The organism is Marinomonas sp. 63XJN7_9_ISO-PGPR-S23-217, assembly GCF_056173515.1.
The window spans coordinates 841207-858192 of the sequence record NZ_CM149678.1 but is presented as its reverse complement, the minus strand read 5'-3'; the positions used below and the strand labels follow the sequence as shown (position 1 = coordinate 858192).

Sequence of the window (16986 nt, the reverse complement as noted above, 5' to 3'; positions counted from 1 at the left end):
AGCTCAAACAAAGTAAAAACGAAAAAAACACCATAAATCAAAAACTTGAATTTATTAAAATGGTACGCCCGAGAGGATTTGAACCTTTTTAAAGACGCCAGTAGCCGGTAGTGAGCAACAGTGAGCTGTAACCAACATTATTAAGGAGCTACAGTTTACCTAGATGCTCATTACGGCTCTTTGTTACTCCATTTTGGAGTCACGATGTAGGCAGTATTTTCTTTAACATAAGCCCCCCCCTTCTCAGCTATCAAAGACCAAAACTGAGCTTAAAATAACAAATAGATTTGATTTTTTTTCGAATATTTCGAATAATAAAATCATGTTAATACGATTAAAATAAATTGTTCAAAGTGGTACTAAGAACTTGGAGAAATCAAATGAATACATCTATACGTATTCCTAGTCAAGAAGAAGCGGCTCTAGCCAAGCTATGCAGCCAAGAACTAGCAGGAGTTTTGGCAACTAATGGAGACGAACAGAGCTTTTCTTTTACTGATAAACTAGGCAATACTCATGCATTAACACTACCCAAACCTGCACTTACCCTTTTCATTGAGGTGCTTACCCAGCTAGGCGAAGGCAATATCGTACAAATAACCCCAATACATGCTGAACTTACAACTCAACAAGCGGCAGATATGTTAAACATGTCTCGCCCTACTTTTATTAGGCTTTTAGATGAAAAAATCATCCCTTTTTCTAGGACTGGAAACCGTAGAAAAGTCTCGTATTCAGATGTTATGAAGTACAAAGAAGAGCTGTTAGCTAATAGACTCGCAAGCCTAGAAGAACTATCCGCTCTCGATCAAGAAAGCGATATGGGATACTAATGCGAACATATACCGTTATTCTTGATGCCTGTGTTCTTTATCCCGCTCCATTAAGGAGCTATTTAATGTATTTAGCCAGTACAGTACTGTTTATTGCCCGCTGGTCAGATGAGATACACGATGAATGGATAAGGAACCTGCTCAAAAATGATCCGGATAGAGACCCTAAAGCTTTGCAACGTACAAGGGAGCTAATGGATGCCAATGTACCTGATGCATTAGTCTATGGTTATGAAGGTTTAATTGAAGGGCTAGACCTGCCTGATGAGGGTGATAGACATGTTCTTGCTGCAGCAATACAAGGACATGCTGAAGGGATCATCACGTTTAATTTAAAGGATTTCCCAAATGACACCCTATCTAAATTTGGAATAAGTGCTATACATCCAGACGAATTTTTGAACGATATGTTCGAGCTAGATCCGGCAGCTTGCTTACTAGCAGCTCAACGACATAAAAACTCTCTTAAAAAACCACCATTTTCAACAGACGAGTACTTAAACGCCCTTCTTAAACAGAAACTTCCATCATTTGTTAGTCACTTAAGTAAGATGTCATTTACAATTTAGAACCTGCACGCGTCGAGATGGGATATTCATTAGACCATGAACACCCGTTATCGACTTTCTGGCTTCGTCAGAGATTAATCCTCTAAGAGTAAACCATCTCACCATCTGAAACTCGTGCCATCGTCGAAATAGACCGTTTGTTTGTGATGATATCTCGCGCTTGAGATGGACTAAGACATATATGGACAGCACCGGAGCGTCCATATATGTCTTATTAATCGGTGCCAAAAAATTCTTGGTCATTCTACAATCATAATGACAATGAGGTATGCTCATTTAGCGCCAGAGCATTTAAAAGATGCTATGAAGTTTAATCCGATAAACAACTACAAGGGTATTTGATAGAATTGCCTTGAATGCTTAGGTAACAGGGACAAACAATGTTTTGCGAGACCCCCATATTAAATACCTAGCTATATGCTCACTTAGCTCCAGAACATTTACAATAAGCTGTAAGACTCAACCCTTTGAGCAAAACTAAATAACTAAGTTAGACGCATCATGAAAGCACAAGTATAAGAATAAGAATTATGAGTGAATCACATAGAGTAGCCAAATCAAGAGATCACTAAAGGGCTAAATCAGAATGGCATTACCAAGGCTAGCAGCTATTACTCGAAATTGAGTGCGCATATTCCACATCTAGTGTAGAAATTTCGATAATCCAAAGGACGCACTATTTTGTGTAAAACCTAAAAAAAATTAATTTCAAAACTAAACTATTCAGTATTTATAGGCATACTTGTAATACATACGCTCTCATTGAAAACCATTAATTGATCCCCCTTTAACGAACAAAATGGGAATGTTGCGTATTCTAAATTTCTTGCGGTTATATCCAAGTAAATATGATTCGACTCTAGTGTTAGCTTCCTTGCTTGAGCAGGATATATGCCTTCATTCTTATTCGTTATTAACATCGCTAGGGGAAAAAAAGATAAACTACTTACAGCAGTGGTATGACCTTGATTTCGAAAAGCAACCCACCTTGTACTTATGTGCCTCCTAAAAGGATAATACCAATAATAGATATCGTAATTTTCACTTAACGATAGACCATCTCCCAAAACAAAATCACGTAATAGTTGATCTTTATCGTCTCTTTTTAATGGCTCCCTGCATAGCTGAGCAGACGTGGCAGAAAGTATATGCCCTATCATCGCACGTAAAAATCTCTTAGAATCCACATCAACCGCGATCGTGTTCGAGATTGAATGAGGATTGGAAAAATGTTGGAAAATTAATTCATGAAGTTTTTTGTAAACCCTCGACACTTCTTCGTCATTCACCCCTCCGGCTTTTGAGTTGTTACACTCGGCACAAATTGTCTTAAAAGTACTACCGTTTTTACCAATAACCCCTTTAATTTTCTTCAATTCAGATGCTTGACCATAAACCTCTGTCATAAGCTTCTGTTCGACTTTTGTTAAACTGATAGCGGCTTTTGGAGGGACATGATCTTTCGTTAAAACTCCAAACTCTCCGCAGATTTGACAATATCCTTTCCATGAACCGCCGACACCTTTGTGTCTTCCGCTAATTATTTTTTGCATAGCCAACCTAATCCTTGAAATAGATTCATTCCAAGTATTATAGGAATTTTTAAAGAAATAACAGCTTTAACCATGTAGACAATATGTAGTCAAAAAATTCAAAAACAGGAGGGATGTATTTTATTTTTTATATATTTCAAAAACTTAGGTAGAGTAAAATGGTACGCCCGAGAGGATTTGAACCTCCGGCCTTCGCCTCCGGAGGGCGACGCTCTATCCAGCTGAGCTACGGGCGCATTGCGTGGGCTTGTGTTCCCTGAAAGGGAGTAGCCGCGATGTGATTTTGAGTGGCTATTCTACTGGAAAATGCTCAATTTTCCAGTACTTAAAGCAATAAACCACAGAGATTCGCTGTTTTTTATTGCTTTATTACCGCATGGCTGTCTAGGTAGCCGTCAGATCCACTCTGCCACTAACCAATTTTATGCAATTCTGTCACATCAAATTGCGCGATGACCGTTTTGGTGACTTCTAAAAAGGTCTTGATGTGGTCGGTTTTCATATGTTCCAACCAAACGTCACGATTAGCCCAGCGTTCGAAGTAGACAAAGCCATCCGGGTTCGTGTTGCTTTGATGAAGATCGTATTGCAAACAACCGTCCTCTGCTCGGGTCGGTTTAAGGAGTGCTTCTAGCGCTTTTTTCAAAGCTGCTCCTTTACCTGAATGAGCTGTAATATTGGCAACGAGAACGAGTTCAGAAGTCATGTTGTTTCCTTGTCTTAATAACGAGTTAAAAAAGTAGAGTCCTTTGAGGAGCGGCCACGCTTATTGTGCCCCTTTACAAAGGCCTCTAGTCAAAAAAATAAAAGACGTACATCATAGCAAATCAAAAAAGCGCGAGTATCCGCTCTGCTTTATGTTTTAATAAATGTAACGTGTTTAAGACTGATTTGATAAGGATTCATTGTGACTTTTTCTATCGCTACTTATATGAAATGCAGCTTTGCTCTTGGCGCCATTTGTTTCACTCTGGGAATGGCTTCCCAAGCAAGTGCCACCACCACTAAACAGCTAGATGAAATCGCACAGAGAATCGAACCGGTGGGCGTTGTGTGTATAGAAGGACAAGTTTGTGGTGCTGATCAGACAAAAGCCATCACCGTTGCCGACAATAAAACCAGCACACCTTCTGTCAAAGCAGAAGCGGAAGCCGCCTATAGCGGACGTGCCCCCCAAAACATTTATAATCGTTACTGCATTGCCTGCCATGCTTCAGGGGCCGCTGGTGCTCCACGCCTCGGTAATGCTAAAGAATGGCAACCTCATATCGCCAAAGGTATGGACACTATGTTAAAAAACGTCATTCATGGCATTGGCGCTATGCCGCCTAAGGGTATTTGCTCCGATTGTACTGACGAAGAGCTAAAACATACCATTCAGTATATGATCAATCAGAGCCAATAGTGACGTTGACACCAATCTATTCCAAAAAGAGAGGCGCTCGTTAGCGCCTCTCTTTTTAGTCCATCAAGAAATAATCCGGTAAGCGATTTTTGGTTCAGAATACAATGCCCGCTTAAGAGTTCAGCATTGCTTTAAGAGCAGACAAGGAAGCTTTCCCTCGCTCTTTTTTAACGCTGTCCGCTTCATCGCCACGCCCTTCCCAGACTAAGTCTTCTTCTGGAAGTTCGTCTAGGAATCGACTGGGTAAACAGTCAATCTCTTCACCATATTGACGACGTTTCGCTGCCAGCGTGATACACAAGGTGCGTTTTGCCCGGGTAATGCCCACATAAGCTAGGCGACGCTCTTCTTCAATATCATCGTTTTCAATGCTATTGCGATGGGGTAATAGCTCTTCTTCACAACCAATCAAAAAGACATGCGGATATTCCAGACCTTTGGAAGCATGGAGTGTAAGAAGCTGGACTTTATCTTCGTCTTCTTCCTCTTCTTGTCGCTCCAGCATATCAATTAATAATAGCTTGCTAATGGCTTGATCTAACCCGGCTGTTTCGTCTTCTTCCCACGCGGACTCCATCATTCTCTGAATAGACTCGAGCAAGAAGCGGACGTTTTCAATACGCCGTTCCGCCATTTTAGTGGAGCTGGATTGCTCTTGAATCCAACTGTAATAGTCCATATCGAAGATCATTTGTTCAATAATGGGTACGGGGGACGCTCCCTCAAGACGCTGGCGTAAGGTCGACATCCAATGGTGGAAATCCTGTAGGCTTTTTAGCGGACGACCAGATACAGACTCCTCAAGTTCGCGGTAACTCGATGCTTCAAATAAGCTGATATTACGCTGAGCGGCCAAGTTGCCCACTTTTTCTAAAGTAGCAGGCCCAATCTCACGACGAGGTAAGTTTACAATGCGCAAAAAAGCGTTATCGTCGTCAGGATTCACCAATAAGCGTAAGTAACCCATCAAATCTTTGATCTCGGCACGGGAGAAGAAGGAAGTGCCGCCGTTCATTTTATAAGGGATACGATAAGCTTGAAGTTTAATCTCAATTAAACGAGCCTGATGGTTTCCTCGATACAAAATGGCAAAATCTCGATAAGGGATCTCATGGCGTAGATGACGAGACTGAATTTCAGCCGCCACTCGTTCCGCTTCCGCATCTTCGTTTCGTGTGACCATCACCCGAATAGGGTCGCCCTCTCCCAAATCACTCCAGAGAGCTTTGTCATAAATGTGGGGGTTATTGGCAATTAGAGTGTTGGCGGCTTTTAGAATGGTCTTAGTTGAACGATAATTTTGCTCAAGCTTAACCAGTTTCAAATTTGGATAGTCAGTTGATAAGCGCTCAAGGTTTTCTGGCCGTGCGCCCCGCCATGCATAAATGGATTGGTCATCGTCCCCCACTAAGGTGAAACAGCGACGAAATCCGGCTAATAAACGAATCAATTCATACTGACTGGCATTGGTATCTTGGCACTCATCCACCAGCAAATAGCGCACTTTTCTCTGCCATTTATCCCGCAATGCCTCATCTGCCATCAACAAACTCACAGGGAGCAGGATCAAATCATCAAAATCCACAGCATTGTAGGCTCGCAAATAGCGTTGATATTGTGCATACACTTGTGCTGCGAGCAGAAACTCTTCCGTGTCCGCATTCGTGATGGCTTCTTGCGGGGTGGTTAAATCGTTTTTCCAATTCGAAACCGTACTTTGGCAATAGGCGGCGGAGTCGGTTTGACCATTAAACTCTTTATCAAGAATCTCCTTTATCAAGCTTAACGAGTCTTGCGCGTCAAATAGTGTGAAGCCTTCTTTGAGTCCTGCCTTGCGATACTCTTTACGAAGAATGTTCAAACCAAGTGTATGGAACGTCGAAATGCTTAAGCCTCGGCTTTCTTGTTTGGACAGCATCCCCACAACACGCTCTTTCATTTCACGGGCGGCTTTATTCGTAAAGGTGACAGCAACAATGCTATTGGCTTTAAAACCACAGGTTTGAATCAGGTAAGCAATTTTCGTCGTGATCACGCTCGTTTTACCGGAACCTGCACCAGCTAGCACTAACAAAGGGCCATCGATCATTTTTACGGCATCTAGCTGCCGCTCGTTCAGATTTCTCAAACGCTGGGCTATGGATGGAAGGGACTCACTCATGACACACTCTGGCTTAACGGCGTTAAAATTTCAGTGATAAGTGTACCTGACTATGACGGTTCTCGCACAAGCTTCCTATCGCTATTTTATGCGTTTTCTTATTGAGAGTACGTCCACAGCCTGATCCACCGAGGATGCGTTAGGACAAGTATCGCCATCCACATCAGATCGTCCCCAATAACTGGCTAATAACGAACCAGAAATGTTGTGCCAAACACTAAAAACGGTGCCAGGAAGTGCAGCAATCGGTGTAAAAAACTTAAACGCAAGCGTTACTGCTAAAGCAGAATTTTGTAAGCCAACGCCAAGGGCTATGGTACGGCATACCCGCTTATCAAAGCCAAGTAAATACGCAACCCAATACCCTAGCCCAAGTCCTATGCCATTATGGAAGATGACTGCAGCAATAATAGTAGGGCCAACTAAGGTCAAACGAGACACGCTTGCCGATACCACAATCGCAATGATCAGTATGATCGCAATCATGGAAGCATAGGGCAAAAGCGGCTCGGCTTTACGAACCGCTTTATAAAATAAGGTATTAATCAATACGCCCGCCGCCACAGGCAACAAAATGATTTTTAACACATACAAAAAATTCGAAATGGTTGGAATATGCACACTTTGTTCGACCATAAATGACATCAAAAGTGGCGTTAATACGACACTCAATAAAGTGGTGATTGCCGTCATAGAAATGGACAAGGCTACATCCCCTTTCGCTAAATAGCACATCACAGCCGAAGAGGTGCCACCAGCGACGCTGCCCACTAGTAGCATGCCGATGGTGAGGTTTTGGCCAAAACCAAAGCAATAAGCCGTTAAAAACGCAGCAAATGGCATAATCAAAAATTGTAGCAAGACGCCAACCAGCAACGCTTCACGACTCTTTAAGACTTTTTTGAAATCCTCAAGTGTCAGCGTTAGACCCATAGCCAACATAACTAAGGTTAATAAAGAGACAATCTCGTCTTCAAAACCACTAAACCAAGCCGGTTTATAAAACGCTACTACGCTGAGCAAAACAGCCCATACAGGAAAAAGTCGCAGAAACACTATCTATCTCTCCATACAAAACGATATTTGCTTTGGCGTCAGATAATAAATTCGACATTGCCATGCATTAACAAGTAGCCTATAAGAACACGAATTGTAACGAAATGATAACAACTCTGAGCAAAAGTTAATCCAGCTCAGTAAAAAGCGCTTTTCTCATCGCAAATCTGCCCTCAAACACACTATGAAGACACAACTGCACTCAAGGTTTTCTCCATTTTGCGATAACTCAATGACTCCATTAAGTGGGCACGGGTGACTGGCGAATCACTCAAATCCGCTAACGTCAGCGCCACTTTTAAAACACGATGATATGCGCGAGCTGAGAGCTTTAACGTTTCCAGTGCTTGTTGCATAAACTGTTTGTCCTCGTCACTCAATGCGCAGATGGCTTCTAGCTGTCGACCACTCAACAAGGCATTTTGCACGCCTTGTCTCTCCCGTTGTCTAGCGACGGCTCTTTCTACGCGCTGTCGAACACTTTCACTACTTTCCCCTTCTTCTTGGGCGTTAACCAAAACCCCCGACGGCAGAGGCGGCACTTCCACATGCAAGTCAATGCGATCTAAAAAGGGAGCAGACAGTTTCTTTAAGTATTTTTGACTGGCGCTGGACTGATAATAGTTTTGTTCACCGCTGTAGGCTTCATTACTGGCATTCATAGCGGCCACCAACTGAAAACGTGCCGGGTAAGTTACTTGACCACGGGCACGAGAAATATGCACTTCCCCGTTTTCTAATGGTTCACGAAGCACTTCAAGCACTTTTCGATCAAATTCTGGCAGTTCATCAAGAAATAATACGCCGCAATGTGCCAACGACGCCTCTCCCGGTTTCGGTATTGACCCTCCGCCTGTAAGAAACAATATTAAATGATAATATCGACTCAAATCCTACAGGTAATTGATAATGAATAAGGCTCCTTACTTATCGCCCGTTAGAAAAATTGGCATCACAAACCGAAGCGTATCTGGTGTTATTCCTAACATTGGCTCATATGAGTCCTCTCTTGAAAGAGATTTTATGGAATGGCTACGATTTGATGATAGTGTCAAAAACATCACACCTCAGCCACTGACCATTGGATATAGTGATAAGTTCAATAATCAAAGAAGCTACACACCAGATGGTCTCATAACTTTTCAAGATGATTTGAACATTCAACCAATACTGTATGAAATAAAATATAGGGCAGACTTTAGGAACAGCTGGAAGCAACTACTTTTAAAATTCAGAGTAGCGAAGGATATGGCTCGATCAAGAGACTGGCAGTTCAAGGTTTACACCGAAGTAGAAATTAGAACAGCTTACTTGGATAACGTGAAATTTCTTTGGCGCTATAAGCATCTGCCCGTTGAAACAGAAATGGTCACTCATGTCCTGTCCATCATGAGTGACCTTCAGGAAGCAGATCCAGACTTTCTGTTAACAGTTTTGTGCAGTTCACCCAAAAACAAGGCCACAATGATCCCTGTGATCTGGCATTTGATTGCGAATTTCAGACTGGGATGTGACTTGGATCGTCACCTTACGATGCTTAGCAAAATTTGGATGGTGGAGGACCTATGAAGACTATAGCACCAGGACAACTCATATATTGGAAAAGTCGAGCAGCAATAGTCTTGGAATTAAAGGGCTTCTCAGAATTAATTGTTCGAGACATTGAAACAAGCAAGACAGAGATAGCTCATTTAAATGATATTTCCTTAAAACTTTCCCCCACATCTTCAACCAATCCCCTTCTAGTAGAAAATAAAGAATGGGATTTGGCGCTAGAACGTTATGAAATCATTAAGCCACTGCTAATAATGAATTCACGAACGGCAGAACACGTTCAGAAAGTAGCCTCTCAACATAACAAAGGGATCGCTACCGTATATCGGTGGTTAAAATTGTACGAAGAAACCGGTCTAGTCTCCTCACTTTTAAGACAAAAGAGATCAGATAACGGAACACGAAAATTAGACAATGAAGTCGAGGAATTAGTAGAAAATTTCATCAGACAGCATTACCTAAAAGGAGAGAGAATATCAGTCGTTAAGCTATTTTCACTCATTAAACATGAATGTCAAAAGCTTGAATTGCAAACTCCACACAAAAACACGGTTGATGCTCGCATCAAACAAATTGAAAACAGGGAGGTTGTAAAACGTCGCTTAGGAACTAAAGCCGCCAAGCAAAAATATGATCCCAAAACAGGATTTTTTCCAGGTGCAGACTATCCAAATGCAGTGGTACAAGTAGACCATACTCCAATGGATATTATTATCGTTGATGAAGAGCATCGACAACCAATCGGACGCCCATTTCTAACGATTTGTATTGATGTCGCCACAAAAATGATAAGCGGCTTCAAAATGACACTCGACCCTCCAGGCTCATCTTCCGCTGGTCTTTGTATTTCCCAGGCAATTCTACCGAAAGAAAACTGGTTGGCTCGAAGAGACATCGATGCTGAATGGCCAATATATGGAAAAATGCAAAAAATACATGTCGATAACGCAAAAGAATTTCGCGGCGACATGTTAAAAAGAGCCTGTCAGCAACACGGTATAATTTTGGAGTTTAGACCTAAAGGACAACCCAATTATGGCCCTCATGTTGAGCGTGCGTTCAGAACATTCATGCAAGAAGTGCAAGACCTTCCAGGAACTACATTCTCCAACGTAAAAATGAAATTGGATTACAATTCTGAAGGGAAAGCATGCATGACACTGACTGAACTCGAAACATGGTTCACAGTCTTCGTTGTGTATTGTTACCACCACAGGCCTCATCGCGGCATAAATGATATTCCTCCGATAAAACTTTACTCTGAAGCAATATTAGGCAGTAAAGATAAGCTTGGTATTGGATTACCTCAGCCAATAGAGGATGAAGAGACTCTTCAGCTCGATTTCACCCCCTATATCAAACGAGCAATCCACCCACATGGGGTTGAAGCAGATTATATTTTTTACTATTCCGACGTTCTAAGAAAATGGATTGGGACTAGCGATAAAGACAATCCAACTAAGTCCCGCAAATTTATCTTTGCAAGAGACCCCCGAGACATCAGCCATATCTACTTCTTAGACCCAGATACGGGAAGGTACGTTCCTATTCCATATTTAAACACGTCGCATCCGGCTATTAGTTTATGGGAATTAAAAGCGGCGAAAAAACTGTTAATGAAAAATGATGCTTACGCTGTAGACGAAGAAACTATTTTTCGCGGAGTAGAAAAATTAAGAGAAATAGAAAAAAAGGCCATCGAAAAAACTCGTTTAGCCAAGCAGCAACGAGCTACAGAAAAACGCAAAAGACGACAGGCTGAACGGCGTAAAAATTGGACTGTTGGGCATTCATCATCCTCCAAAGTGTTGGAAGACAATACAAATGTCGATTTAGATTTTGACCAAGAAGAAATTCTTCCATTCACTGACATTGAATTATATTAAGGGTGAACCATGTCTAATTTTCCCCATCTACATCCAGCATGTGAAAAAAAGATTACCTTGTCAGTTGAAGATAGGATATGTGAAATAACGTCCCCCCGCTGGATAGGTTACCCAAAAGCTCACCAGATTCTGCTGCAATTTGAAGATTTATATAGACACCCTAGAGTTGCTAGGATGCCTAACTTAATGCTTATTGGACGAACTAATAACGGAAAAACAGACCTAGTACAAAAATTTTGTCAATCTCACCTGCCCAGTACAGATTCAGAGACTGGTCGAATAGTAATACCTGTGATGTTTATTCAATCACCGCCATCGCCTAACGAATCAGATTTGTACGCTGCGTTACTATCTTCACTTTACGAACGAGTCCCCGCCGCCTCTGTGTCCGCTAAAAGAACAAGAACTATTCAGGTACTAAAGAATATAGGGCTGAAAGTGCTATGTATTGACGAACTTCACAATTCATTGGCTGGTTCAACATTGAAGCGCCAACAATTTTTAAACACGGTTAAGTACCTAGGAAATGAATTACGAATATCAATTATCGCGAGTGGTACAGAAGACCTCTTGCGAGCAACCAGTATTGATCCGCAAATACAAAATCGCTTCCAACCTATCCTATTACCCAAATGGAAACTTGATAGAGACTACCGTCAGCTACTAAAAACCTTTGAGTCAATTATCCCTCTTAAGGAACCCTCTGATTTACACAGCGGATTACTGAGCAGAAAGATATTCGCTCTCTCAGAAGGTACTATTGGTGAATTGTCACTATTACTCAATAAAGCCGCAATCTATGCTCTTCAAAATGGATTGGAAAAAATAACTCCGGAAATAGTAACTGACTGCGGCTATATTTCACCGTCAGATCGCTCTAGAGAAGCAGGAGCATTCATTTGAATGCTTTTACCAATTAACCCTAGACCATTCAAGGACGAACTACTTTCTTCATGGGTAACTAGGCTGGCTATTGAAAATGGTTTGCATACTCATGCATTTTACAAGGGAATGTACGACCTTGATCCTACAATATTCACAAGGGATATTGATAGATTGTATATCCCACAGCTTGTTACAACCGTGAGCAGACATACAGGATTATGTGCAGATCAAGTCAATAATTTAATGCTTACTTGCTTTGAAGGAAGAATATTCGAATCGATTAATATAAATGGATTTACTAGGTGGATTCTTCCTCTCGGAATTTATCATAGAACCAGACGGCGAAAAGGAATTCAATATTGTCCACAATGTCTCTCAAATAGCACTGAAAAGCATTTTAAAAAGCATTGGAGATTGTCTTTCTATTTAATGTGTGAAAGACACAAATGCCTACTAAGAGATACATGCCCGCACTGTAATAGCCCTGTTGACTATCAGCGAATAGGTATCGGAAACTGGAAATATGAGAACACCCTATACCGACATGTCACTTTGTAGTATCTGCGAGCGTCCACTATGGGACTGCCCCCTACAAACACTACCTTCAGAACTAGAACCTTTATTGGGAGCTTATTTTAGCTTCCTTCAACGATTTGAATACCATAAGCCATGCATTCCTCAGCTACAACAACCTCTTGAAATCCAAGAGTTTAATGGATTATGGGAATTAATTTCGGGACTGACAAAAAAACGCTATTTCGAGAGCGGCATAAAAAGAAATATTGAACAAACATTGGGAGTCGAAATTCTTAGTAGTACAAATAGCACTCCAAGTTTTGATCAACGCAATTCTGAAGAAAGGCTAAAAATTTTTTTAGTAGTCCTATGGATTATGGACGATTGGCCTGAAAGATTAATCTCTCTTTCACATGGAACAAAATTCTCAAAATCTTCATTCTCGGACTTCTCAGATCCCCTATGTTTCTGGCTAAGCAAAGTAATTCACTCTCGTCTAGACAAGAGCATGTACACAGCTAATGTCAAAGAAATCGAGTACCTTGTTAGCTATTTAGATAGACACGGAATCATTCCAACAGATCGAACAATCTGTCACTTTACCAATATGCATATTAGTACTCTAAGAAATAAAGTTGGCTCGAATGCGTATTTCGGTGATTGCGAACGCTCATTTCGGTTTATTCCGAACACCTGAACCTACTTTTTTTCTCTTTCCTTATTTTTACTCTAACTGTTCGGATTACGCCAGTTTTCTCATTGACTCACCTCCTAATTCTATTCGATGACTATTGTGTACCAATCGATCCATTAGGGCGTCTGCTACAGTGGCGTTGTCGATCATGCTGTACCACTCTTTTACAGGAAGTTGACTGATGACGATGGTGCTGCTGTTTTGGTAACGATCCTCAAGCACTTCCAGCAGATGACCTGAGTGCTCTTGAGTCAGTTTTTCCATCCCCCAGTCGTCGAGGATCAGTAAGGTTTTTTTAGCCAGAGACTGAAGCTGTTTTTGATAGCTGCCATCGAGACGACCTGCACTTAGGTCATCAAGCAAGCGAGTTAATCGATAGTACCTAACGGTGTGTTGTTGATCGCAGGCACTGGTTGCCAGTGCACAGCCTAGATAGGTTTTGCCTGCGCCCGTTGGGCCTGTTATCAAGATGTTCTGATGTTTGTGTAGGTAGCTGCCAGTGAGTAATTCGCTCATTTGTTTTCGGTTAAGGTTTCGCCTTTCTTTATAGATAAGTTGACTCGGTTGTGCGTCCATTCTTAGCTTGGCTTGTCGTTTTAAGCGTTGGATTTTGGTCTGGTTACGATTCAATATCTCACTTTCTAGAAGCAGACTTAACCGTTCCTCGAAGTTCAGTTCTGCGTAGGTGGTCAGTTGCTCTTGTTGCTGCTCTAGTGCTTTCGCTGCATGGCTCAAGCGGAGGGTTTTTAGTTTCTCGTCGAGTGCGTTCATTTATCTTCTCCTAGTGATAACAGTTCGGGCCACGGACATTGCTATGAACAAGGTTAGGTGTGCTCGTTTTGCCTTTATCCAGTTGTCCTTCGCGGTTGTTTTTAAGCAAGTTACTGATGAAGGTGTAGTTAGGTTTTGTTAGCATCAAGGCATCGTTACAGGCTTGCTCTAAACGCGACTCTCCATGCACTTTACTCAGATTGAGCAACCCCAGACTGGAACGATAGGATTGCTCTGGATGAGGCTTGGAGTGGAGCATTTTGTTAATGACTTCTCGGGTCGCTGGTCCTATGTTCGCTCCCCAGTTGAGCAAGCGCCCAGGTGACCACTTTTGATATTGATGATGACTTGGCATGTGCTCGGGTTGTGTGCTGTTTCCGCGCTCCCTTTGACTGCGTGGGTGCTGAGCCACCAAGTTACCTTGGTGGTAGATCTGCACTAGACGATTAGAGGCTTCCAGTTCAACATGATGGCCGACCAGTTGATGGGGAACGGAGTAATAATGGCGGCGATATTCGATGTGATAGTCCGGCCCAACTTTGGCGCGTTTGGTTTCGGTATACAGATAACGCTGTTTGGGCAATGGTTTTAACGCTGGCTTATCGAGTTTGTTGAACAATGCTTGGCGACTCGCACCGTACTGTTTCATCTCTCGCTGATTTAGCTCATTCATAAGTTCGCGGATGGCTAGGTTCAGTTCTTTGAAGGTATGGAAGGTTTGGTGACGCAATCGCATCATGATCCAACGTTCCACTAGGAGCACGGCATTTTCAGCCTTGGCTTTGTCTTTTGGTTTGTAAGGGCGAGCTGGCATCACCGCGGTTTGATAATGATTCGCCAGTTTTTGATAGCTGTCATTAAGCCTTGGCTCATAGCGGTTCGCTTTGGTGACCGCGCTGCGCAGATTATCGGGGACTAAAAGTTGGGGAACACCGCCGAAGTGTTCGAACGCATTGGCATGGGCTTCTAGCCAATAGGATTTACCTTGGCTTGGGAAGGCTTCAACATAAGTGTAATTGGACGCACCTAAGGTCGCCACGAACACTTCCGCTTCTCGCACTTCGCCTGTGTCAGGGTTGACCACCTGAAGCCTAGGTCCACAATAGTCAATAAACAGCTTATCCCCCGCCACATGAAGCTGACGCATGCTGCGCTTTTGGGTTTTGAACCAGCGAATGAAGTACTCGCAGAACTGAGTGTAAGCGTAAGCTTGCTCTTGATATTGTTCATGATATTCCTGCCAGAGCAGCATCTTCGTCATGCCTTTACGCCTGAGTTCGACAGCGTACTGAACGAAGTCCGGCATGACTTTATGACGACTGGCTTTCTTTGAGTGATAAAGCGCTTGATTGAGATCGGTATCGCTACAGTCTTCTGGGAGGGGCCAACCTATCTGACTTTGCTTAAAGCGCGCGATAAGTTCTGAGACAGTTGCAAGGCTGACATTGAGGCAACTAGCGATATGACGATAGGACAGACCGCAGTCGTATTTGAGTCGTAATATCTCTTTGATTTTTTTCATTGGAGTTCTCTTTTTAGCCATGGTCGCTTCCTTACCTTCTGATTTGAGAGATAAAGAATAGCGAGTGATTGATTTAAAAGAGAAAAAATTAGGATTTCGGACATTCCGAACGGGCTTTTCGCTATTCCGAACGCTGATTTCGGAGTTCGCCTAAAAGTGTTCGGATAATCGCGGAATGTGCGTTCGGATTAAACCGAAATAGGTGTTCGGTTCATTCCGAAATGGCTGTTCGGAATGCTCCGAAATATGCACTCGAATCGGTATTTTTCCCCGAACAAAGTTCATAAAAAGAATTCATGTAACAAATTTAAATGAACTCGATCACCAACCAATCGACTTTGCTACCCTTTTTTCTTTGCTTTTTTCTGCTCCACGATAGCCTGAGTCAGAACAAACAAACGTCTCTTCTCCATGAGTAAGCCCCCATAACAGGTTTAGATAATGCTCATTAGCAGGTGTAGTGGTGAAGCTAATATCAATCAACGTCTTGCATCAATACCAATGAGCCTTCAATCCAAAGTACTACAGCTTACCCTTCTGGGTTTGACGCATTTTAGATCACACACTTTCGACTTATTTTTGGTAGAGCTCCATCCCACTTCCTTAGGCAATACCTCTAATGGCATTTCTCAAGACATTATTCACACTTTTACTTAAATGTTCAGCCCACTTACTTAAGGCTTCCTCCGACAAAGACTTGCTACTCGAAATAAATTCAGGGTGTGAAATGGGTATATGTGCATACAAACTAAAATACTCATTAGCTCTTGCCTTGGCTTTTTCTGTTCGCCATTTATGATTACTCTTTGGCCATCGGTTTTGAACTGCTGTCATTTCTAAGAACACCTTAAACTCATGCTCAGGCATGTATCGAAAATCCTCTTTTATGATCAGCAAAGTACTGCGAAACTCAGAACCTTTAAGTTCCATTTCGGTTAGATACAAAAACATGCCTTCTTGAATGCATATTTCTAACCACACAATCTGCCTAAGACGTGTAGTGTCGTCTTCTTCAATAAGGTGCCATGTTCGTCTTCTGCCTCGATGATGTAAGAATGCCGTTATAACCTCTCCATGTTGCTCCAATGTTGTTTCACATGCTCTAGTAGCAATGTCCCATCTAGCCTTATTCTGAACCTTCATATAAGCGATCATTTTGACAAAGTCGGTTAACTGCCGATCAATACTGTATACATGTGAATCATGCTCTTTCTTATGAACATTAACCTCATCAGAACCGTTACTAGAAACATCCTCATAAGAATAACTATTAGCCTGTTCAACAATAGTACTTCCATATACAGGATCATTAGTTTCTCCCGTATGAAAATGCTTAAACTCCATAGCGTCCATAGCCAGAAATCGGTTGTTCGGGTATAAAATGGATACCTGGCCAGCCATTACATTAGGCTTGTCGTCTGAATTGCATATACCGGAGCAATCCGGACACCCATTCCGATATAACTCGGACACCCATTCCGTTTTTATCCGGACACCTATTACGCTCTAAACCGGACACTTTTTGGCTTTCCCCGGAATCCCTGTCCGGATTAGCGTAAACCCTGTCCGGATTCACCGGAA

The 16986-nt window shown here is 42.2% G+C and carries 16 protein-coding genes and 1 tRNA gene; 8 read left to right on the top strand and 9 right to left on the bottom strand.

Annotation, left to right across the window (positions count from 1 at the left end; all coding sequences use genetic code 11):
• The first annotated feature begins 380 nt into the window (after positions 1 to 380).
• Both AC0VYI_RS03995 and AC0VYI_RS03990 read left to right on the top strand, forming a co-directional pair.
• On the top strand, positions 381 to 833 hold the full coding sequence (locus AC0VYI_RS03995) for a helix-turn-helix domain-containing protein (RefSeq protein ID WP_199478046.1): 453 nt from the start codon (positions 381 to 383) through the stop codon (positions 831 to 833).
• Entirely contained in the window at positions 833 to 1402 is a 570-nt protein-coding gene (locus AC0VYI_RS03990) for a PIN domain-containing protein (RefSeq protein WP_475447477.1), read from the top strand. Before AC0VYI_RS03995 ends, AC0VYI_RS03990 begins: the two co-directional genes overlap by 1 nt.
• 719 nt (positions 1403 to 2121) lie before the next feature.
• Here the strand turns inward: AC0VYI_RS03990 and AC0VYI_RS03985 are convergent.
• From AC0VYI_RS03985 to AC0VYI_RS03975, 3 genes are all read right to left on the bottom strand, one after another.
• Positions 2122 to 2955 carry a hypothetical protein gene (locus AC0VYI_RS03985; RefSeq protein ID WP_199478048.1) on the bottom strand — a complete coding sequence of 278 codons (834 nt, stop codon included), beginning with the start codon at positions 2953 to 2955 and terminating at the stop codon, positions 2122 to 2124.
• A gap of 159 nt (positions 2956 to 3114) precedes the next feature.
• A tRNA-Arg gene (locus AC0VYI_RS03980) sits at positions 3115 to 3191 on the bottom strand.
• 176 nt (positions 3192 to 3367) lie between these two features.
• Positions 3368 to 3661: a putative quinol monooxygenase gene (locus AC0VYI_RS03975; RefSeq protein ID WP_199478049.1), complete on the bottom strand. Its 294-nt coding sequence runs from the start codon at positions 3659 to 3661 to the stop codon at positions 3368 to 3370.
• 201 nt (positions 3662 to 3862) lie between these two features.
• Between AC0VYI_RS03975 and AC0VYI_RS03970 the strand changes: the two genes are divergently transcribed.
• Entirely contained in the window at positions 3863 to 4360 is a 498-nt protein-coding gene (locus AC0VYI_RS03970; RefSeq protein ID WP_475447475.1) for a c-type cytochrome, read from the top strand.
• A gap of 112 nt (positions 4361 to 4472) precedes the next feature.
• On the opposite strand, the gene rep is transcribed toward AC0VYI_RS03970, so the two are convergent.
• The 3 genes from rep to AC0VYI_RS03955 form a co-directional block, all read right to left on the bottom strand.
• Positions 4473 to 6521 carry a DNA helicase Rep gene (gene rep, locus AC0VYI_RS03965; RefSeq protein ID WP_199478051.1) on the bottom strand — a complete coding sequence of 683 codons (2049 nt, stop codon included), beginning with the start codon at positions 6519 to 6521 and terminating at the stop codon, positions 4473 to 4475.
• Positions 6522 to 6602: 81 nt separating this feature from the next.
• Positions 6603 to 7577, bottom strand: coding sequence for a bile acid:sodium symporter family protein (locus tag AC0VYI_RS03960; protein ID WP_475447473.1), 975 nt, complete (start codon positions 7575 to 7577; stop codon positions 6603 to 6605).
• Positions 7578 to 7759: 182 nt separating this feature from the next.
• Positions 7760 to 8443: an ATP-binding protein gene (locus AC0VYI_RS03955; protein WP_475449784.1), complete on the bottom strand. Its 684-nt coding sequence runs from the start codon at positions 8441 to 8443 to the stop codon at positions 7760 to 7762.
• 43 nt (positions 8444 to 8486) lie between these two features.
• Here AC0VYI_RS03955 and AC0VYI_RS03950 point away from each other — a divergent pair, with 43 nt between their 5' ends.
• The 5 genes from AC0VYI_RS03950 to AC0VYI_RS03930 are packed head-to-tail and all read left to right on the top strand — an operon-like array spanning position 8487 to position 13115.
• Positions 8487 to 9146 carry a TnsA endonuclease N-terminal domain-containing protein gene (locus AC0VYI_RS03950; RefSeq protein WP_475447471.1) on the top strand — a complete coding sequence of 220 codons (660 nt, stop codon included), beginning with the start codon at positions 8487 to 8489 and terminating at the stop codon, positions 9144 to 9146.
• Complete coding sequence (locus AC0VYI_RS03945) at positions 9143 to 11017, top strand: transposase (RefSeq protein ID WP_475447469.1); 1875 nt, start codon at positions 9143 to 9145, stop codon at positions 11015 to 11017. The genes AC0VYI_RS03950 and AC0VYI_RS03945 overlap by 4 nt, the downstream gene beginning before the upstream one ends.
• A gap of 9 nt (positions 11018 to 11026) precedes the next feature.
• Complete coding sequence (locus AC0VYI_RS03940; protein ID WP_475447467.1) at positions 11027 to 11920, top strand: TniB family NTP-binding protein; 894 nt, start codon at positions 11027 to 11029, stop codon at positions 11918 to 11920.
• Positions 11921 to 12460, top strand: coding sequence for a TniQ family protein (locus AC0VYI_RS03935; protein WP_475447466.1), 540 nt, complete (start codon positions 11921 to 11923; stop codon positions 12458 to 12460).
• Positions 12426 to 13115: a hypothetical protein gene (locus AC0VYI_RS03930; RefSeq protein ID WP_475447464.1), complete on the top strand. Its 690-nt coding sequence runs from the start codon at positions 12426 to 12428 to the stop codon at positions 13113 to 13115. Before AC0VYI_RS03935 ends, AC0VYI_RS03930 begins: the two co-directional genes overlap by 35 nt.
• 45 nt (positions 13116 to 13160) lie before the next feature.
• Here the strand turns inward: AC0VYI_RS03930 and istB are convergent, their stop codons facing one another.
• From istB to AC0VYI_RS03915, 3 genes are all read right to left on the bottom strand, one after another.
• A complete protein-coding gene (istB, locus tag AC0VYI_RS03925; RefSeq protein ID WP_475443426.1) occupies positions 13161 to 13883 on the bottom strand; it encodes an IS21-like element ISVch3 family helper ATPase IstB in 723 nt (240 codons plus the stop codon).
• Between the two features lie 10 nt (positions 13884 to 13893).
• Positions 13894 to 15426, bottom strand: a complete 1533-nt coding sequence (gene istA, locus AC0VYI_RS03920; RefSeq protein ID WP_475443424.1) for an IS21 family transposase — start codon at positions 15424 to 15426, stop codon at positions 13894 to 13896.
• Between the two features lie 582 nt (positions 15427 to 16008).
• Positions 16009 to 16749, bottom strand: coding sequence for a hypothetical protein (locus AC0VYI_RS03915; protein ID WP_475447462.1), 741 nt, complete (start codon positions 16747 to 16749; stop codon positions 16009 to 16011).
• Between the last annotated feature and the right edge of the window lie 237 nt (positions 16750 to 16986).